This window comes from Streptomyces sp. ME19-01-6, assembly GCF_033793745.1.
In the GTDB taxonomy this organism is placed as follows: domain Bacteria; phylum Actinomycetota; class Actinomycetes; order Streptomycetales; family Streptomycetaceae; genus Streptomyces.
Genome location: NZ_JARAXF010000018.1, coordinates 126,810 through 145,199, shown reverse-complemented (window position 1 = coordinate 145,199; position 18,390 = coordinate 126,810). Strand labels below are relative to the sequence as shown.

Annotated in this window: 19 protein-coding genes; 12 read left to right on the top strand and 7 right to left on the bottom strand. The window is 71.9% G+C overall.

Annotation, left to right across the window (positions count from 1 at the left end; translation table 11 throughout):
* Window positions 1-114: 114 nt before the first annotated feature.
* Window positions 115-1,530: a DEAD/DEAH box helicase gene (locus PV419_RS32495; protein ID WP_319695052.1), complete on the bottom strand. Its 1,416-nt coding sequence runs from the start codon at window positions 1,528-1,530 to the stop codon at window positions 115-117.
* 420 nt (window positions 1,531-1,950) lie between these two features.
* Between PV419_RS32495 and PV419_RS32490 the strand changes: the two genes are divergently transcribed.
* Window positions 1,951-2,484: a GNAT family N-acetyltransferase gene (locus tag PV419_RS32490; protein ID WP_319695050.1), complete on the top strand. Its 534-nt coding sequence runs from the start codon at window positions 1,951-1,953 to the stop codon at window positions 2,482-2,484.
* Window positions 2,485-2,642: 158 nt separating this feature from the next.
* Window positions 2,643-3,365, top strand: a complete 723-nt coding sequence (locus PV419_RS32485; protein ID WP_319695048.1) for a thymidine kinase — start codon at window positions 2,643-2,645, stop codon at window positions 3,363-3,365.
* 7 nt (window positions 3,366-3,372) lie between these two features.
* Here PV419_RS32485 and PV419_RS32480 read toward each other — a convergent pair whose 3' ends face one another.
* The gene (locus tag PV419_RS32480; protein ID WP_319695047.1) at window positions 3,373-4,170 is read right to left on the bottom strand and encodes a VOC family protein; all 798 of its coding nucleotides are present in this window, start codon (window positions 4,168-4,170) and stop codon (window positions 3,373-3,375) included.
* 276 nt (window positions 4,171-4,446) lie between these two features.
* Here PV419_RS32480 and PV419_RS32475 point away from each other — a divergent pair, with 276 nt between their 5' ends.
* The gene (locus PV419_RS32475; protein WP_319695046.1) at window positions 4,447-5,283 is read left to right on the top strand and encodes a sulfurtransferase; all 837 of its coding nucleotides are present in this window, start codon (window positions 4,447-4,449) and stop codon (window positions 5,281-5,283) included.
* A gap of 171 nt (window positions 5,284-5,454) precedes the next feature.
* Here PV419_RS32475 and sepH read toward each other — a convergent pair whose 3' ends face one another.
* The 3 genes from sepH to PV419_RS32460 form a co-directional block, all read right to left on the bottom strand.
* Entirely contained in the window at window positions 5,455-6,543 is a 1,089-nt protein-coding gene (sepH, locus tag PV419_RS32470) for a septation protein SepH (RefSeq protein ID WP_415925421.1), read from the bottom strand.
* A 505-nt stretch (window positions 6,544-7,048) separates the two neighbouring features.
* Window positions 7,049-8,359, bottom strand: a complete 1,311-nt coding sequence (locus PV419_RS32465; protein WP_319695043.1) for a D-arabinono-1,4-lactone oxidase — start codon at window positions 8,357-8,359, stop codon at window positions 7,049-7,051.
* On the bottom strand, window positions 8,328-9,593 hold the full coding sequence (locus PV419_RS32460) for an MFS transporter (RefSeq protein ID WP_319695042.1): 1,266 nt from the start codon (window positions 9,591-9,593) through the stop codon (window positions 8,328-8,330). Before PV419_RS32460 ends, PV419_RS32465 begins: the two co-directional genes overlap by 32 nt.
* Before the next feature lie 129 nt (window positions 9,594-9,722).
* On the opposite strand from PV419_RS32460, the gene PV419_RS32455 reads away from it, so the two are divergent.
* Together PV419_RS32455 and PV419_RS32450 are read left to right on the top strand one after the other, a co-directional pair.
* Window positions 9,723-10,877 carry a ferrochelatase gene (locus PV419_RS32455; RefSeq protein ID WP_319695041.1) on the top strand — a complete coding sequence of 385 codons (1,155 nt, stop codon included), beginning with the start codon at window positions 9,723-9,725 and terminating at the stop codon, window positions 10,875-10,877.
* Between the two features lie 153 nt (window positions 10,878-11,030).
* Window positions 11,031-11,867 (top strand): inositol monophosphatase family protein, encoded by an 837-nt coding sequence (locus tag PV419_RS32450; RefSeq protein ID WP_319695040.1) that lies wholly within the window; start codon window positions 11,031-11,033, stop codon window positions 11,865-11,867.
* 119 nt (window positions 11,868-11,986) lie between these two features.
* Here the strand turns inward: PV419_RS32450 and PV419_RS32445 are convergent, their stop codons facing one another.
* Window positions 11,987-12,187: a hypothetical protein gene (locus PV419_RS32445; protein WP_319695147.1), complete on the bottom strand. Its 201-nt coding sequence runs from the start codon at window positions 12,185-12,187 to the stop codon at window positions 11,987-11,989.
* Window positions 12,188-12,487: 300 nt separating this feature from the next.
* Between PV419_RS32445 and PV419_RS32440 the strand changes: the two genes are divergently transcribed.
* The 4 genes from PV419_RS32440 to PV419_RS32425 all read left to right on the top strand — a co-directional run bounded on the left by PV419_RS32440 (window position 12,488) and on the right by PV419_RS32425 (window position 15,841).
* On the top strand, window positions 12,488-13,141 hold the full coding sequence (locus PV419_RS32440) for a response regulator transcription factor (RefSeq protein ID WP_065965394.1): 654 nt from the start codon (window positions 12,488-12,490) through the stop codon (window positions 13,139-13,141).
* A 6-nt stretch (window positions 13,142-13,147) separates the two neighbouring features.
* A complete protein-coding gene (locus PV419_RS32435; protein ID WP_319695039.1) occupies window positions 13,148-14,401 on the top strand; it encodes a HAMP domain-containing sensor histidine kinase in 1,254 nt (417 codons plus the stop codon).
* A 415-nt stretch (window positions 14,402-14,816) separates the two neighbouring features.
* Window positions 14,817-15,119 (top strand): DUF4193 domain-containing protein, encoded by a 303-nt coding sequence (locus PV419_RS32430; RefSeq protein ID WP_014175864.1) that lies wholly within the window; start codon window positions 14,817-14,819, stop codon window positions 15,117-15,119.
* Window positions 15,038-15,841 (top strand): hypothetical protein, encoded by an 804-nt coding sequence (locus tag PV419_RS32425; protein ID WP_415925423.1) that lies wholly within the window; start codon window positions 15,038-15,040, stop codon window positions 15,839-15,841. The genes PV419_RS32430 and PV419_RS32425 overlap by 82 nt, the downstream gene beginning before the upstream one ends.
* Window positions 15,842-15,866: 25 nt before the next feature.
* On the opposite strand, the gene PV419_RS32420 is transcribed toward PV419_RS32425, so the two are convergent.
* The gene (locus PV419_RS32420; protein WP_319695038.1) at window positions 15,867-16,313 is read right to left on the bottom strand and encodes a DUF3093 domain-containing protein; all 447 of its coding nucleotides are present in this window, start codon (window positions 16,311-16,313) and stop codon (window positions 15,867-15,869) included.
* A gap of 59 nt (window positions 16,314-16,372) precedes the next feature.
* On the opposite strand from PV419_RS32420, the gene PV419_RS32415 reads away from it, so the two are divergent.
* From PV419_RS32415 to PV419_RS32405, 3 genes are all read left to right on the top strand, one after another.
* A complete protein-coding gene (locus PV419_RS32415) occupies window positions 16,373-16,951 on the top strand; it encodes a PaaI family thioesterase (protein WP_319695037.1) in 579 nt (192 codons plus the stop codon).
* Window positions 16,952-17,012: 61 nt separating this feature from the next.
* Window positions 17,013-17,540, top strand: coding sequence for a dUTP diphosphatase (dut, locus tag PV419_RS32410; RefSeq protein ID WP_319695036.1), 528 nt, complete (start codon window positions 17,013-17,015; stop codon window positions 17,538-17,540).
* Between the two features lies 1 nt (window position 17,541).
* A complete protein-coding gene (locus PV419_RS32405) occupies window positions 17,542-18,336 on the top strand; it encodes a DUF3710 domain-containing protein (RefSeq protein WP_319695035.1) in 795 nt (264 codons plus the stop codon).
* Window positions 18,337-18,390: the final 54 nt, after the last annotated feature.

Here is an 18,390-nt window from a genome sequence, read left to right as displayed (position 1 = left end):
CGGGCGCACCACGAGGGCGTTCATCTCGTAGGTGTAGGCACAGGAGGGTTTCGGGCCGGGCTGGAGGTTCTCCGTTCCGGGGTCGGAAGTATTCGGTTATCACGGCAGCGGCTCTCAGCCGCCGCGACGCACCCGGGCCGCCTTGCGGGCTTCGGCGAGCTTGCGGGCCTCGACAGCCTTTCGGGACTTGCCGCCTGCGCCGCGGGAGGTGTCCTTGCTGGTCCCCAGGCCGCGGAAGGGAGCGTTGGTGTTCTTGGGCCGGGGCGCGGCGGGCCCGCCGTCGAGCGAGGTGCCGGAGGGGGCCTTGGCCCCGGTGATCCGGCTCAGCTCCGCCTCGCCCGAGCGTACCTTCGTGATGGTCGGCTCGATGCCGGCCTCTGCCAGCAGTCGGCTCATCTCGCGGCGCTGGCCCGACAGCACCAACGTGACGACGCTGCCGGACTCACCGGCCCGGGCGGTACGGCCCGCGCGGTGCACATAGTCCTTGGGGTCGGTGGGCGGGTCGACGTTGACCACGAGATCGAGGTCGTCGACGTGCAGGCCACGGGCCGCGACATTGGTCGCCACCAGGACGGTGATCTGGCCGTTCTTGAACTGCGCCAGGGTCCGTGTGCGCTGCGGCTGGGACTTGCCGCTGTGCAGGGCCGCGGCGTGCACTCCGCTGGCCCGCAGATGCCGGGTGAGCTGGTCGACCGCGTGCTTGGTGTCCAGGAACAGCAGTACGCGGCCGTCGCGGGCGGCGATCTCCGTGGTGACGGCGTACCGGTCGGGGCCGTGGACGACCAGCACATGGTGGTCCATCGTCGTGACCGCGCCCGCGGACGGGTCGACCGAGTGGACGACGGGGTCGTGGAGGTAGCGGCGGACCAGGTGGTCGACGTCGCGATCCAAAGTGGCCGAGAACAGCATCCGCTGACCGTCGGGGTGCACCTGGTCGAGCACCCCGGTCACGTGCGGCAGGAAGCCCATGTCGCACATCTGGTCGGCCTCGTCGAGGACGGTGATCCCTACCCGTCCCAGGCGGCAGGCCCTGCGCTCGATGAGGTCGTGCAGACGGCCGGGGGTGGCGACGACCACCTCGGCTCCATCGCGGAGCGCAGCGGCCTGCCGACCGATCGACATGCCGCCGACGACCGTGGCCATCCGTAGCCGCAGTACCTCTGCGTACGGCGCAAGCGCCTCGGTGACCTGTTGGGCCAGCTCTCGGGTGGGCACCAGGATCAGAGCCAGGGGCTGCTTCGGCTCCGCGCGCCGCCCAGCCGTCCGTGCGAGCAGCGGCAGGCCGAAAGCGAGCGTCTTGCCCGATCCGGTGCGCCCGCGCCCCAGGACATCGCGTCCCGCGAGGGCGTTGGGCAGCGTGGCTGCCTGGATCGGGAAGGGCTCGCGCACACCGAGTTCGCTGAGCGTTCGCAGCACCTCGGCCGGCAGTTCCAGGCTGGCGAAGGAAGCGACCGGGGGCACCGTTGGCGCAGTGGTCAAGAGCGGGGCGAGATCGCTGGGCGAGGCGCCGGGGAGGTCAGGGTGATTCATGAAGAGCCTTCCGTATGCGAATGTACCGAGGAAGGCCCGGTAGGAATGAGCAGTCGACGAACAAGAGGAACCGGACAGGCAGGATCGCCAACCGTCACGAGCACGCAAAAGCACGAGGCTAACACAAAGTGACAGCCCCGCGTCCCGAGATCGCGACCCAGCGGTCCCGGCCTCAGCCGGCCGTCTGCCCGCTGCTTCCCCCCGGCTGTGGGCTCCTGTGATGGGGATCTCTGGAATCGGCTCTGGCCGCGATTCCGTGAACGATCTTGGTGCCGCAGCAGGCTGCCTCCCCGGGCCATCAGGTCGATGTTTCACCCAAGGCGTGCGGTGCGGGCAGCCTGATGGCTTGCGGTCCCGGAGCGGCAACACGGGCAAGCGCCAATTACCGATGAGGCCCTTGCCTTCGGCAGGATGGGCGCCATGACCGAGATCCGCACCCCCCGCCTCCTCCTCCGCCGCTGGCATGATGACGACCTTGCGCCAATGGCGGACATCAACGCGGACCCGCGAGTCATGCACTGGATCGATGACGGCTCGGTGCGCGACCTGGACCACACGGCGGAGGCCATCGAAAGATGGGAGGAAGAGTGGGACGAGGAGGGCTTCGGCCTCTTCGCCGTCGAGCTGCTGGCCTCGGGTGAACTGGCCGGCTTCACGGGTCTGTCCGTGCCCGAGTTCCTGCCGGAGGTGCTGCCCGCCGTGGCGGTCAGCTGGCGGCTGGGCTCACAGTTCTGGGGCCAGGGATACGCGTCCGAAGCCGCCCAAGCCACGATGGAGTTCGCGCTCCAGGACCGTGGCCTCGACCGCGTGATCAGTATTAACCGGGTGGGCAATGACGCCTCCGAGAACGTCATCCGGAAGCTGGACATGGTGCCGGAACGGGTGACGGCACACCCGGTGTACGGCTATCCGCTGAGCGTCTACACCATCGATCTCACCCAGTTCCAGGAGTGAACCGGCCAAGCCATCGGATGACCACGAGGCGAGACGTCCCAGGCGAAGGCGTTGCGTTCCCGTCGCCGGGGCCCGGCCCCCTTCCGAGAGCCCGACGCGGACTTCTTCCAGGGCCGGGCGGGGGCATCGCTCGCGCCGGCCGGAGTCCCTGCCGAGGCATGGCGCAGTCTGCCGAGGCTCGTATCGCGGGTTGTACGGCAGATGGTGGATGGTCAAGCAAAAGGACCCTCGCTCTGCAGATCGAGCACAACCGCTCGGCGCGCGGCCTGCAGGGCATGATCTGCACCCGGGACGACCGGGCGGGCCGGGGCAAGCTCTCCTCGCGGCTCGGGCTGGTCACCGAGGCCGTCGAGGCGGGGGACGACCTCGACTTCTACACCCATGTGGTCGGGACCCTCACGGCCGGCGGCCGCGCCTACTATGTGATCGTGGACGAGGCGCAGTTCCTCGCCCCGTCCCAGATCGACCAGCTCGCCCGCGTCGTGGACGACCTCGGGCTCGACGTCTGCGCCTTCGGTATCACCACCGACTTCCGCAGCAAGCTCTTCCCTGGCTCACAGCGCCTGGTCGAGCTCGCGGACCGGATCGAGGTGCTGCAGGTCGAGGCGTTGTGCTGGTGCGGGGCCCGCGCCACGCACAACGCCGGTACCGTCGGCGGTGAGATGGTCGCCGAGGGCGCCCAGGTCGTCATCGGCGACGTCAACCAGCTGAGGGCCGAGGTGGGTTACGAGGTGCTGTGCCGGCGTCACCACCGGCGCCGCATGACGGCCGCGGCCGCCCGCGCCGCCACGCTGTCGCCGGATGTGCTCCCCGTCGACCCGGCGGCGGCCCGGGCGGCCCCCGCGCCACACGACGCCGAAACGCCCCGGACAGCCTCCTAGCCGCCCGTCAGCCGTCCGTCCCGACCAGGATGAAGGCCGCCCCCTCCGGGTCCGTGACGGTGGCCGTACGCCCCGTCGCGTCGTCCCGGGGCGGCAGCACGACGGAGCCGCCCAGTTCGGTCACCTGGCGCACCGCCTTGTCCACGTCGGTCACCGCGAAGTACGTCCGCCAGTGCGGGCCCCGGTCGCGCGGCAGGGCGCCGCCCATGCCGTGGATCGCGGCCACCGGCCGCCCCGCCACCCGCAGAATCCGCACATCGGACCCGGGCTCGGGGGCCGGGCCGGGGCCGTCCGCAGCCCAGGGCTCGCTGTGGCAGCCGAAGACCGTGTCGTAGAACTTGCTGACGGCCGCGGATTCACGGGTCATCAGCTCGTGCCAGACCGGGGAGCCCGGCGCCCCGATCTCCTCGGCGCCCACGTGCTCGCGCGCCTGCCACACGCCGAAGGTCGCGCCCTCCGGGTCGGCCGCGAGGGCCATCCGGCCCGCCTCGTCCGCGTCCAGCGGGCCCACGGCCACCGTGCCGCCGCAGGCGCGGATCAGCTCCGCCGTCTCGTCGGCGTCGTCGGAGGCCAGATACGTCGTCCAGGCGACGGGGAGGTGGCGCTCCGGAGGCAGCTCGCCCAGTCCCGCGACCGGCCGGTCGCCGATCCGCGCGCGTACGTACGGGCCCAGGTGCTGCGGCCCCGGGGTGAACTCCCAGCCGAACAAGGCGTGGTAGAAGTCCTGCGTCGCGGCCAGGCTGTGCACCATCAGGCTCGTCCAGCAAGGCGTGCCCGGTGTGCGCCGAGTCGCTGCCTCGGTCATCGTCACTCTCTCCTCGGACCATTGTGGTGTCCGTGCGGCTCCGGCCGGCCCGCTGATGGGCGGGGCGGTGTTGGGGGTGGCGCCCGACAGATATTCGCACCACCTGTCGCAACGCGCGCCCTGGCCGCGCCGCAATTCGCGGCTCCTGCCAGGACAATGCCCGCTTTCGAGCCGCGCATCCGTTTCCAGGCCATGGCCGCGAGATGTCCGTCAGCTGTACGAAGGGTGATCGAGTGCGCCAATCGTCGCAGGCGCATCTACGCAAGGATGATGCCCATGAATGCCATCATCACCGCATCCGATCTCATGGACGAGCTGGCCGGGGAGCGGCCGCCGCTCCTCCTGGACGTCCGCTGGCAGCTGGGCGGCCCGGCCGGCCGCCCAGCCTACGAGGCCGGGCACCTCCCCGGCGCGGTCTTCATCGACCTGGAGGCCGAGCTCGCGGGCCCTGCGGGCGCGGCCGGCCGACACCCGCTGCCCGCCCTGTCCGACTTCGCCGCCGCGATGCGCCGGGCCGGAGTCCGGGCGGACCGGCGCGTGGTGGCGTACGACGGCGGACAGGGGTGGGGCGCGGCGCGCGCCTGGTGGCTGCTGCGCTGGGCGGGCCATCCGTCCGTACGCGTCCTGGACGGCGGCCTGGCCGCCTGGACCGAGCGCGGCGGCCCGCTGAGCACCGAGGCCACCGCCCCGCCCGAGGGCGACTTCGAGCCGCGGCCCGGCGCCGTCCCGCTGCTGGACGCGGACGGCGCGGCGGCACTGGCCCGGCGCGGGCTGCTGCTGGACGCGCGGGCCGCCGAGCGGTACCGGGGCGAGGTGGAGCCGATCGACCCCGTGGCCGGGCACATCCCGGGGGCGGTCTCGGCGCCGACGACGGAGAACGTCACCCCCGAGGGCCGGTTCCTGTCCGCCGAGCGGCTGGCCGAGCGCTTCACGGAGCTCGGCGCCACCGAGGACGCCGAGGTGGGGGTCTACTGCGGCTCGGGCGTGTCGGCCGCCCACCAGGTGCTGGCGCTGGCGGTCGCGGGCGTCCCGGCGGCCCTGTATGTCGGCTCCTGGAGCGAGTGGTCCGCCGACCCCACCCGCCCGGTGGCCACCGGCCCCGAACGGGGCTGACCTGCCACCGGCCCGAGGGGCGGGCCATGACGGCGCGCGCTGCCGCCCGGGCCGGGGGCACCTCCCAGCGGTAGCTGGGGGAGGCTGTAGCGCCCCGGAGGTGAACCGAGCCCTGAAAAGAGGGCCGGCCCCGCCGTCGGAGTGACGGCGGGGCCGGCGCGGCGGCTGCCGCTACTCCTGTTTCTTGCGGCGGGTGCCGAAGACGATCTCGTCCCAGCTCGGCACCGCCGCCCGGCGGCCGGGGCGCACTCCGTCCGCCTCCGCCTGACGGTCCGTGGTGCCGGTCAGCCGATCGCGGTGGCCGGCGACCGAACGGGGCATCAGGACGTCCGCGTACGCCGAGCCGGCGCTCGCCGCCGGGGCCGGGGGCTCGACGGCCTCCGGCTCCTCGGCGGGCTCGTCCACTGGGGACGAGACGCTCGGCGCATCCGGCACGATCATGTCGCCCCGGAAGTTCGGCACGGCTTCCAGCAGGCTGGTGAGCGAGTCCCGCTCGCCGCCGAGGCCGTCCTCCACCGAGGCGGACGCCGACGTGGAGTCGGACTCCCCGTCGCTACGCTCGAACGAGCCCTGCCGCTCCCGCTCCCGATCGCGGTCCCGGTCACGCGGCAGCCGGGCGATCCGCGGCACGAACGGGAAGCTCGGCTCCGGGGTGTCGTCGGCCTCGCCGATCAGCGACCGGGCCTCGTCGTCCACGGCCTGTACGAGCCGCCGGGGCGGGTCGTAGGTCCAGCTGGCCGAGTGCGGCTCTCCGGCCACGCGGTAGACCAGCAGCACCTCCCAGGTGCCGTCGTCCCGCCGCCAGGAGTCCCACTGCGCGGTGTCCTTCTCCGCGCCGCGCAGCAACAGCCGCTCCGCGACGGCCTCGCCGAGCTGGGGCCCGGCGTTCTCGCCGGGGCGGCGCACGGGTGTCTTGCGGGCGCGCTCGGCCATGAAGGCGCGCTCCGCCAGCACCGGACCCTCGAAGCGGCGCACGCGGTCGACGGGGATGCCCGCCATCTGCGCGACCTCCTCGGCCGAGGCGCCGGCGCGTATACGGGCCTGGATGTCGCGCGGCCGCAGATGGCTTTCGACCTCGATCTCGATCTGGCCGAGCCGAGCGCGGTCATTGCGCACGGCGGCGCGCAGTCGCTCGTCGATGGGAAGTGTGTACTCCGTGCTGTCCGCAGCCTTGAGCACCAGCCGTGTGCCGTCGTTGCTGACGGCCACGACACGCAGTTCGGGCATGGGGACCTCCCGGGTGGTGCCTGCCGACGTCACGGTTGCGTCGCTGCTCTCCCGCTAGACGAGTGTGGCCTGCCCGGGTGCAGCCTGCCACAACTTTGCCGAGTTGCCCGGCGTGTCGGGCCTGCGCCCCGATCCGCCGTTATGACACGGTGACCTGTTTGCAGCCCAAAACGACGGCGCCGTCGCTCGGGGCAGCGATCCCCATGTCATGTCGCGGCGCCGCCGGTTGAGTTGCCGCCTTTTGGCCCCTCCCGTTGGGTCCGGGCGGCCGGACGGGAAAGCGGGGCCAGGGACCGCAACAGTACTCCATTCGGGCCGCTCAGGTGGAGCGGCGCGCCAGCCAAGTTCTCGCCGTGCGGGGCCTGTGGACCATGAACTGGGCGGCGTGGGGCGTGATGTGGGTGGCAAGTTTCACATGATCGACAGAAACGGAACGATCTCCTTCGATTTTGCTCGCTTCTCTTCTCGGATGGGAACGAATGTGCGGGCAGCGGTGAATGGGAGGTTGGGGGCTGAGGGCGGGGGCGGGCGGGGCGCCTCAGTCGCCCAGCACCCGCCGCAGATAGTCGTTGCCGAACAGCCGTTCCGGGTCGAGCCGATCGCGGATGGCCGTGAACTCCCCGAACCGCGGATAGGCCTCGGCCAGATACGCGGCGTCGCGGCTGTGCAGCTTGCCCCAGTGCGGGCGCCCGCCGTGCGCGGTCATGATCTGCTCGGCCGCCGTGAAGTACGCCCGGTGCGGGGTGCCCCGGTACAGGTGCACCGCGATGTAGGCGGTGTCCCGGCCGGAGGCGGTGGACAGCGGGATGTCGTCGGCCGGCGCGGTGCGTACCTCCACGGGGAAGCTGACCCTGAGTCCCGAACGCTCCACGGTCGCCTTGAGGTCACGCAACGCCGTGACCGCGGCCTCGCGCGGCACCGCGTACTCCATCTCCACGAAGCGGACCCGGCGCGGACTGGTGAAGACTTTGTAAGGGATGTCCGTGTACGTGCGGGCCGACAGTGCGCGGCTGGAGATCTTGGCGATGCCGGGGATGGTGGCGGGGACCGCCCGCCCCACCGAGCAGGCCACCTGGAAGACGCCGTTGGACAGCAGCTCGTCGTCGACCCAACCGCTCACCCGGCCCAGCGGGGTGGCGGGCCCGGTGGTGCGGTTATTGCGCTTGGTGTTGCAGTTGCCCGTGTGCGGGAACCAGTAGAACTCGAAGTGCTCGTTCTCTGCGACAAGTCGGTCGAAATCCGCCATGACCTGGTCGAAGGGCATGGGCTCCTCACGCGCGGTGAGCAGGAACTCCGGCTCCACGGCGAAGGTGATCGCGCTGACCACTCCCAGCGCGCCGAGCCCGATCCGGGCGGCGGAGAAGACCTCCGGATTCTCCTGGGCCGAGCAGCGCAGCACCGAGCCGTCCGCCGTCACCAGCTCCAGGCTCCTGATCTGGGCGGCGATCGACGCGCTGACCCGGCCCGTCCCGTGCGTGCCGGTGGCGGTGGCCCCGGCCACCGTCTGCTCCATGATGTCGCCCATATTGGTCAGCGACAGGCCATGTGCCGCCAGGGTCTGGTTGAGCTGCCACAGCGGGGTGCCGGCCGCGACGGTCACCGTCCCCGCCTCCCGGTCGATCTCCCGGACCCCGGCCAGCCGCTCGGGACGTATCAGCAGCCCGTCCGTGGCGGCCGCGGCGGTGAAGGAGTGGCCGGTGCCCACCGCCTTGACCCGCAGGCCCTCCTCGGCTGCCTGACGCACCACCTCGGCCAGCTCCGCGGTCGACGAGGGGGCGATGCTCCGGACGGGGCGGGCGATCACATTGCCCGCCCAGTTACGCCACACGCCGTTCCGGCTGGTCCTCATGGTCCTTACGGTCCCTATGGCCATCCGCGCCCGACCCCTCCCGCTGTGGCGCCGGCCGCAGCCGGCGGTACCCGAGGAACGCCACCGCCGCCGCGAACGCCCCGGCCACGGCCGGCACCGCGTACCCCGCGCGCGCCCCGGCGGCGTCGACCACCCATCCGGCGACCGACGAGCCGAGCGCCACCCCGACCGAGAGCCCGGTGCTCACCCAGGTCATGCCCTCGGTCAGTTTCGCGCGTGGCACGAGCTGTTCGACCAGGGCCATGGTGGTGACCATCGTCGGTGCGACGGCCAGGCCCGCGACGAAGAGCGCCACGGCCAGAAACGAAAGGTTCCCGACCAGTTGGAGGGGGATCATACTCACGGCGATCGCACAGACACCCAGCAACCACCTGCGGGGTGCCGGGCCCGTGAGATGCAGCAGCCCGAAGACCGCGCCCGCCAGGCAGGAACCCGCCGCGTAGATGGCGAGCACCACGCTTGCCGCGGCCTTGTGGCCCTGCTCCTCGGCGAAGGCCACCGTCACCACGTCGATCGCCCCGAACAGCGCGCCGACGGCGGCGAAGGCGGTCATCAGCACCAGGAGCCCGGCCGAGCGCAGCGCCGAGCCGCTGGTGTTGTGCTCGCGCGGATGAGGCACGGGCTCGGTGGCGCGCTGCGCGGTCAGCGCCAGCACTCCGACCGCGAGGAAGCAGCCGGCCAGCAGGGGGCCCGCCTCAGGGAACCAGGCGGTGGACAGTCCGATGGACAGGACCGGGCCGACGATGAAGCAGGCCTCGTCGACGACGGACTCGAAGGCGTACGCGGCGTGCAGCTCGCGTGGCGCGTCACGGTAGATCGCCGCCCAGCGGGCCCGCACCATCGCCCCGATGCTCGGCACGCACCCGGCCGCCGCGGCGAACGCGAACAGCGTCCAGTCCGGCCAGCGCAGATGCGCGCTCAGCAGCAGTCCGGCGATGGCGATGAGCGCGACAAGGGTGGCCGGGCGCAGCACCCGGCGCTGGCCGTGCCGGTCCACCAGCCGGGAGACCTGAGGGCCCAGGGCCGCCGAGGAGATCGAGAGCGCGGCCGACACGGCGCCCGCCAGTCCGTACCGGCCGGTGAGCCCGGAGATCATGGTGACCACGCCGATGGACATCATCGAGATCGTCAGCCGGCCGGGGAACCCCGCGGCGGCGAAGCCTCTGGTGCCGGGGGCGGCGAAGATCGCGCGATAAGGGCCGGGACTGGGCACGGGAAGGCTCCGCGGTGGGCAGGTCGATGGGCAGGTAAGGAACGTAGGCGCCGAGACAGGTTACGGGCATCCACAGGGCGGCGCAGGTGTATTTCCCGCCCGTCTGTGCCGGGTGGCAGGATCGGGGACATGCCGGAACAGTCAGCTCAGCCATCTCCCGCTCGGTCTTCCGCTCCGTACGACGCCCTGCTGCTGCTCTCCTTCGGCGGCCCGGAGGGCCCCGAGGACGTGGTGCCGTTCCTGGAGAACGTGACGCGCGGCCGCGGCATCCCCCGCGAGCGGCTGAAGGAAGTGGGCCGGCACTACTTCCTCTTCGGCGGCGTCAGCCCGATCAACGCGCAGAACCGCGAGCTGCTGCAGGGGCTGCGCAAGGACTTCGCGGAGCACGCCCTCGACCTGCCGGTCTACTGGGGCAACCGCAACTGGGCGCCCTATCTGACCGACACCCTGCGAGAGATGGCCGTCGACGGCCACCGCCGCGTCCTGGTGCTGGCCACCAGCGCGTACGCCTCGTACTCCGGCTGCCGTCAGTACCGCGAGAACCTCGCCGACGCGCTCGCCGTGCTCGAGGCGGAGGGCCTCGAGCCGCCGCGCGTCGACAAGCTGCGGCACTACTTCAACCACCCCGGCTTCGTCCGGCCCATGGTCGACGCGACGCTCGCCGCGCTCGCCGAGCTGCCCCAGGCCGTGCGCGCCGGGGCGCACCTCGCCTTCACCACGCATTCCATTCCGACCGCCGCCGCCGACACCTCCGGCCCGCCCCGGGACCACGGGGACGGCGGCGCGTATGTCGCCCAGCACCTCGACGTGGCCCGGCTGATCGCCGATGCGGTGCGCGAGGAGACCGGCGTGGAGCACCCCTGGCGCCTGGTCTACCAGTCGCGCAGCGGCGCCCCGCACATCCCGTGGCTGGAGCCGGACATCTGCGACCACTTGGAGGAGCTGCACGGCGCGGGCGCCCCCGCGGCCGTGATGGTCCCGATCGGCTTCGTCTCGGACCACATGGAGGTCAAGTACGACCTCGACACGGAGGCGGCGGCCAAGGCCGAGGAACTGGGGCTGCCGGTCGCGCGCGCCTCGACCGTGGGCGCGGACCCGCGCTTCGCGGCCGCGGTGCGCGACCTGGTCCTGGAGCGCGCGGCCGCCGAGCGCTTCGCCGCCGGCCGGGAGGCGGCCGCGCCGGCGCGCTGCGCGCTGGGCGCGCTCGGCCCGAGCCACGACCTCTGCCCGGCGGGCTGCTGCCCGGCCCGGGCGCCGCGGCCCGCCGCCGCGGGAACGGACTGAGCGCGTCCCGCCCCCACCCCGGGGAGCCGACCCAGCGCGTCCCGCCTCGACCCCCGGCCCGAGCGACCAGTGACGAAGGAAGCCCGCGCGTTGCAGCGCGCCAAGACTGAGCGGGGGGACTGTGCCGTCCGCCCGCACGCCCTTAGGAGCACGATGACCGACCCGCTCACGACCGAACTCCTCGACGTCGCCCTGGAGGCCGCCCACCGGGCGGGGGAGCTGCTCCGTGACGGCCGCCCGGCCGACCTCGGTGTGGCCGCCACCAAGACCAGCCCCATCGACGTGGTCACCGAGATGGACCTGGCCGCCGAGAAGCTGATCACGGACTTCCTGGCCGCCCGCCGCCCCGACGACGGCGTGCTGGGGGAGGAGGGCGCGAGCACCGAGGGCAGCAGCGGGGTGCGCTGGGTGATCGACCCGATCGACGGCACGGTCAACTACCTCTACGGCCTGCCGGCCTGGGCGGTGAGCATCGCCGCCGAGCGGGACGGCGAGACGGTGGTGGGCGTGGTGACGGCCCCGATGCGCCGCGAGACGTACCACGCGGTCCTCGGCGGCGGCGCATACCTCGTACCGGAGGCGCAGGAGCCACAGGGGGCGCAGGAGCGGCGGGAGCGGGTGCACTGCCGCCCCGCGCCCGTGCTCGACCAGGCTCTCGTGGGCACCGGCTTCGGCTACCGCACCGAGCGGCGCGTCGGCCAGGCCGAGGTGGTCCGCGCGCTGCTGCCCCAGGTGCGCGACATCCGGCGCGGCGGGTCGGCCGCCATCGACCTGTGCGATGTGGCGTGCGGCCGGCTCAACGGCTACTACGAGCGCGGGCTGAACCCGTGGGACTTCGCGGCCGGCGCGCTGATAGCCCGCGAGGCCGGCGCGCTGACCGGGGGCCGGCCGGGCGTACCGGCCTCGGGCGAGCTCACCATCGCCGCGCCCCCCGGCCTCTTCGAGCCGTTGCAGCGGCTCCTGGAGGACCTGGGCGCCTGGCACGACTGACGGCGCCGATCCGGGCCCGCACCTCATGAACGCGGCCTGAACGCAGCGCGACGCCCCGGTGCCGCAAGGGCAGCCGGGGCGTCGCAGGGTTGGTGAGCGCGGATGCCGGGAGATCGCCGTCAGGCGATCGCGCCGACCTCCACGCCATGCTCGGCGGCCAGCCGGCGGAGGTCCTCCAGCTCCGACAGCTCGACATCGGCAAGGTAGTCGTCGCCCGTCTCACGGGCGCGGGTGAGATCGGACTTGGTGGTCTCTATACGCTGCAGAATGCCTGCGGTGAACGCGTCCATGTGCGCCCCCTCGTCGTGGGTCGGTGGCACGGGGGTGTGCCGACGGCGGGACGATCACGTGCGTGGTCCCTGTTGATGGCAGAGAGGCTTGTGGGATGCCACACACAGGGCGTGATCGCGGGTGTGCAGTCGTCCTCCCCATCGCTTCCCGAGGGGAAACCTCTGCCGAAAAAGAATCTTGAGCAGACCCTTCCGGATCCCCCTTACCGCCGGTTTATGAGCCTTCGAGGCAGGATGGAGGCGCCGGGCGCCGATCGAGTCCGGCCGGATCGAGCCCGCCGGGCATTTTCCATCGCGCCCGTAAGGCACCCAAGGGAAGGACTGACGAAAGTGCGTGTACTCGTCGTCGAGGACGAGCAACTGCTCGCCGATGCGGTGGCCACCGGACTGCGCCGGGAGGCCATGGCCGTCGACGTCGTGTACGACGGGGCCGCCGCCTTGGAGCGGATCGCGGTCAACGACTACGACGTGGTCGTCCTCGACCGGGACCTCCCGCTGGTTCACGGCGACGACGTGTGCCGCAAACTCGTCGAGCTCGGCATGCCCACCCGCGTGCTGATGCTCACCGCCTCCGGCGACGTCAGCGACCGCGTCGAGGGGCTGGAGATCGGCGCGGACGACTATCTGCCCAAGCCCTTCGCCTTCAGCGAGCTGATCGCTCGCGTGCGGGCGCTCGGCCGCCGCACCACCGTCGCCCTGCCGCCCGTGCTGGAGCGCGCCGGGATCAAGCTGGACCCCAACCGCCGCGAGGTCTTCCGGGACGGCCGGGAGGTCCAGCTGGCGCCCAAGGAGTTCGCGGTGCTCGAAGTGCTCATGCGCAGCGAGGGCGCAGTCGTCTCCGCCGAGCAGCTGCTGGAGAAGGCGTGGGACGAGAACACCGACCCGTTCACCAACGTGGTCCGGGTCACCGTCATGACGCTGCGCCGCAAGCTCGGCGAGCCCGCGGTGATCGTCACGGTGCCCGGCTCCGGCTACCGGATCTGACCGGGCATGGCCACGACCCCGATTCCGCCCACCGCACCACCCAAGCCCAGCTGGGACCCGCGGCCGATGTCGAGTCCGCGCCCCTGGCTGCGCCCCACGATCCGGATACGGCTGACCCTCCTGTACGGCGGGATGTTCCTGATCGCCGGCGTGGTGCTGCTGACGATCATCTACCTGCTGGCGGCGGACGTCCTGCAAGGGAGCAGCAAGCTTCCCTTCCAGATCGTCAAGATGGACTACAGCCTCACCGACCCCAGCTGTGAGCTGCCCAGCCAGAGCAGCACCACGCTGTTCAACCAGGCGGTGGCGCAGTGCATGAACCACCAGCGCGCCCTCGCCCTCGACGCCCTGCTGCGCCGGTCGCTGCTGGCGCTGCTGGGCCTGGCCGTGCTGGCCTTCGCGTTCGGCTACGCCATGGCCGGGCGGGTGCTCTCGCCGCTCGGCCGGATCACCCGCACCGCGCGCCAGGTCGCGGGGTCGGACCTGGCCCGCCGGATCAAGCTGGACGGCCCGGACGACGAGCTGAAGGAGCTGGCCGACACCTTCGACGAGATGCTGGAGCGCCTGGACCGCGCGTTCACCGCCCAGCAGCGGTTCGTGGCCAACGCCTCGCATGAGCTGCGCACCCCGCTGGCGATCAACCGCACCCTGCTGGAGGTGCAGCTCTCCGACCCGCAGGCGTCCCCCGATCTGACCCAGCTCGGCAAGACGCTGCTGGCCACCAACGAGCGCAGCGAGCAGCTGGTGGAGGGTCTGCTGCTGCTCGCCCGCAGTGACAACGAGATCGTCGACCGCAAGCCCGTGGACCTCGCCGAGGTCGCCTCCCAGGCGCTCGAGCAGGTCCGTACGGAGGCGCAGGACAAGGGCGTGGAGGTGCGGGGGGTGCGGCGGCCCGCGGTGGTTCAGGGCAATGGAGTGCTGCTGGAGCGGATCGCGCTGAACCTCATCCAGAACGCGGTGCGGTACAACATCCCCAAGGACGGCTGGGTGGAGGTGACCACCGAGGTGCAGGAAGGCGCGGGGCAGGCGGGGCAGGCGGTGCTGGTGGTGGCGAACACCGGCCCGGTGGTCCCGGCGTACGAGCTGGACAACATCTTCGAGCCCTTCCGCAGGCTGCGCACCGAGCGTACGGGCAGCGACAAGGGCGTCGGGCTCGGCCTGTCGATCGCCCGCTCCGCGGCCCGTGCGCACGGCGGACGGATCACCGCGGAGCCGCGGGACGGCGGCGGCCTGGTGATGCGGGTCGTGCTCCCGGTCTGAAAGACCGGCAGAGAATGGGAGAAGTTCCAGAACACCGCCGTGCACTGTTCGCTTTGGGAGGAATTTTGGCGATCCGCCCCCCACCTGTATCCTGTGTGATCGATCACACGGACGAATTTCAGGCCATATACTCTGTGTGATCGTCACGGTCGGTGGAAAGCCGGGAAAGTCCGGGTTTCCGGAGGCCGTGATCACGGGAAGTACACGTGAGGGCGCATGTGAGTGCGACATTCGGACCGTGTACGGTCCCGATCGCCATCCAAGCCGATCACTTCTTCAGGGGTGCGGTTGGGTGTCGATTGAGTAACAGACCTTGATGTGAGGCAAAATCTCCGCCTCGGGTCGGGCACAAGTCCGGCCTCTCACGCGTTACGTGCGCTGGAGACACCGCAGACACCCAGAGGGGGAGAGCGACATGGCAACGGACTACGACACCCCACGCAAGACCGATGACGACGTCAACGAGGACAGCATTGAGGAACTGAAGGCCCGGCGGAACGACAAGTCCGCGTCGACGGTCGACGTGGACGAGTTCGAGCAGGCCGAGGGCTTGGAGCTGCCCGGCGCGGACCTCTCCAACGAGGAGCTGTCCGTGCGGGTGCTGCCCCGCCAGGCCGACGAGTTCACCTGCATGAGCTGCTTCCTCGTGCATCACCGCAGCCAGCTGGCCAACGAGACCAAGAACGGCCAGCCGATCTGCCGCGACTGCGCGGCGTAAGCCGCGGGGCCGGCGTGGATGCGGAGCATGGCGACGTGACCGACGCGCACGTCGAGCGAGGCCGGATGGCCTCGCTCGCGGCCGCTGTCGGCCGAGGTGCCCGTAAGGGAGGCGAGCGTGCCAGAGCGGGGGTCTACGCGGTCGCCGACCGGATCGTCGCGAACGCTCCGCGGATTCCGGTCCGCGACCTCGCCGCGCTGCGCGAGCAGTTCCCCGGGCTCGGCCCGGAAGAGATCGCGGACAAGCTGGTGGCCGGTGCCGCGAACGGCACCTCCACCGTGGGCGCGGGCGTCGGCGCTGCGGCGATGCTGCCGGTCCCGCCCGCCATGCCCACCGAGCTGGCCGCCGAGATCATCGGCGTCGCCTCGATAGAGATCAAGCTCATCGCCGAGCTCCATGAGGTCTACGGGGTGCGCGCGCCCGGCACCGTCCGGCAGCGCGCCATCGCCTACCTCGGGGCATGGTCCGAGGAGCGCGGCATCGACGCCGCCGTCCCGGCGAGTGTGAACGCCGCGCTCGGCGTCCAGATGAAGCGTGAGCTGCGACAGCAGGTCCTCAAGCGCAGCTTCCGCAATCTGCCGAACCTCGCGCCCTTCATGATCGGCGCCACCGTGGGCGCCGCGATGAACCGGCGCGACACCAAGAAGCTCGCCCGGAAGATCCGCAAGGATCTGCGCGCCCGGCAGGTGCCCTGGGGCGCGCTTCCGCCGCTGGAGGTCTGACCCACCCGCCCGCAGGTCCGGCGGGCTACTGCGCCCGTACGGCCGAGAGCGCGGCGGCCAGGGCCTCGGGATGGCGGGTCGAGACGTAGACGTACGGCGTCGGGTCCTGCGGATCGGTGACCTCCACCCGCAGTGCGGTCGGGATGTAGCTGCGCAGCAGCATGAACGCCCGCGGATCGGCCTTGTAGGTGCGCCAGGCGGCCGCCTCGTCGCGGTCCAGCACCTCGGCCGCGCCCAGCGCCGACACCGGGATCTTCGCCTCTCCGGCGACCAGCGAGCCCGCCACCACCCGGACCCGCACCGAACCGTAGGCACTCACCACGACCGCCGCGGCCGCCGCCCCGCCGATCAGACCGCCGAGCATCGGCAGCGTCCCGAACGGCAGCAGGATCAGCGCCGTCGCGACCCCGACCAGAAATGCGATGAACCACCATGAACGGGGTGCGGTCAGGCGTTCTTCGTAAGACTGCATGGGCCCAAGCTTGGCATGGCCGCCGACCGGCGCTTCCGGCGCGGGTAAGGTCAGCCGATGTGAGTGGAGCAAAGACCGCGCTGAAGCCGCCGGACGGCGCCAGGGCACCCGTACGGCACCCCGACGCCCCCGCGCCCGGGGAGGCCCTCGGGGCGCACTACGAGGGGTGCTTCGGCTGCGGCCAGGAGCACGGTCTCGGTCTTGAGCCCCGGGCCGGCGAAGGCGTGAGCGTCACGGCCGAGTTCACGGTACGCCCCGGCCACCAGGGCGCGCCGGGCCTCGCTCACGGCGGGGTGCTGACCTCGGCGCTGGACGAGACGCTCAGGTCGCTCAGCTGGCTGCAGCGGGTCATCGCGGTGACCGGACGGCTGGAGACGGACTTCCTCCAGCCGGTGCCCGTCGGCGCCGTGCTGCACCTGGACGCGCGGGTGACGGCGGTGCACGGGCGCAAGATCTACTCCACGGCCACGGGCCGGATCGGCGGCCCGGACGGCCCGGTCGCGGTGCGCGCCGACGCGCTCTTCATAGAGGTCAAGGTCGATCACTTCATCAAGAACGGCCGGTCGGAGGAGATCGACGCGGCGCTCGCCGACCCGGACCAGGTGAAGGTCGCGCGCGCGTTCGAGGTGAATCCGTGAGCGGCCCGCGGCCGGAGAAGCGGGCACAGGCAAAGGCACAGGCAAAGGCAGAGGGGAAGGCGTGACCGTGACGCCCGTAGATGTGTTGATCCGCCGGGTGGACCCCGAGGTGCCGATCCCCGCGTACGCCCATCCCGGCGACGCCGGTGCCGACCTCGTCACCACACAGGCGGCCGAGCTCGCCCCGGGTGAGCGCGCGGTACTGCCGACCGGAGTGTCTATCGCGCTCCCGGACGGGTATGCCGCCTTCGTGCATCCGAGGTCCGGACTCGCCGCCCGTTGCGGGGTCGCCATGGTGAATGCGCCCGGGACCATTGATGCCGGGTACCGTGGAGAAATCAAGGTGATCGTGGTCAACCTGGACCCGCGCGAGAGTGTGCGGTTCGAGCGCTACGACCGGGTCGCCCAACTGATCGTCCAGCAGGTCGAGAAGGTGCGCTTCCACGAGGTGGCGGAGCTTCCCGGTTCGGCGCGGGCCGACGGGGGCTTCGGGTCCACCGGCGGTCATGCCGCAGTGGATGGTTCAACGGGTAGAGCTATGGGCGGGACTAGTTACGCTTCGGTCGGTTCCGACCGGGAAGGACGATGACGTGTTCGGACGTCGCCGCAAGCGCAGCAAGGAGGACGTCGAGCCGCTCGACGTGGCCTCCGAGGAGTTGGCCGAAAACGCCGAAGGCGCCGAGGACGGGGATGCCGCCGCGGACCTTGACGAGGACGCCGTCGCCGAGAGGGTGAGCCTGCCCCCGGCGCCGCGTCCCGAAGGGCCGTGGGACGTATCCGAGGTGCGTGAGCCGGGCGAGGGCCGGGTGGACCTGGGCGGCATGTTCGTGCCCGGTGTCGAGGGCATGGAGCTGCGGGTGGAGGTCGCGGGGGACGCGATCGTCGCCTCGACCGTGGTGCTGCGGGACAGTGCCGTCCAGCTCCAGGCGTTCGCCGCGCCCAAGAAGGAAGGCATCTGGGGCGAGGTGCGCGACGAGATCGCCACCGGCATCACCCAGCAGGGCGGGGTCGTCGACGAGGTCGAGGGGCCGCTCGGCTGGGAGCTGCGCGCCCAGGTGCCGGTGCAGCTGCCGGACGGCAAGAACGGCGTGCAGGTGGTCCGCTTCGTCGGCGTGGACGGGCCGCGCTGGTTCCTGCGCGGGGTGATCTCCGGGCAGGGCGCGGTGCAGCCCGAGACGGGCAGTCTGCTGGAAGCGATCTTCCGGGACACGGTCGTGGTGCGCGGCGACGGTCCGATGGCCCCGCGCGATCCGATCGTCCTGAAGCTGCCGGACGACGCGCAGATGGTGCCCGACGGGGTGCAGCAGGAGGAGGCGCAGGGCTCGCGGTTCGCGGGGGGCGCCGACCGGCTGCAGCGCGGCCCGGAGATCAGCGAGGTGCGCTGAGCGTCCGCGCTCTGCGCGATGTCGCTGTCGCCGTCCGAGTCCGAGGGGCCCGGG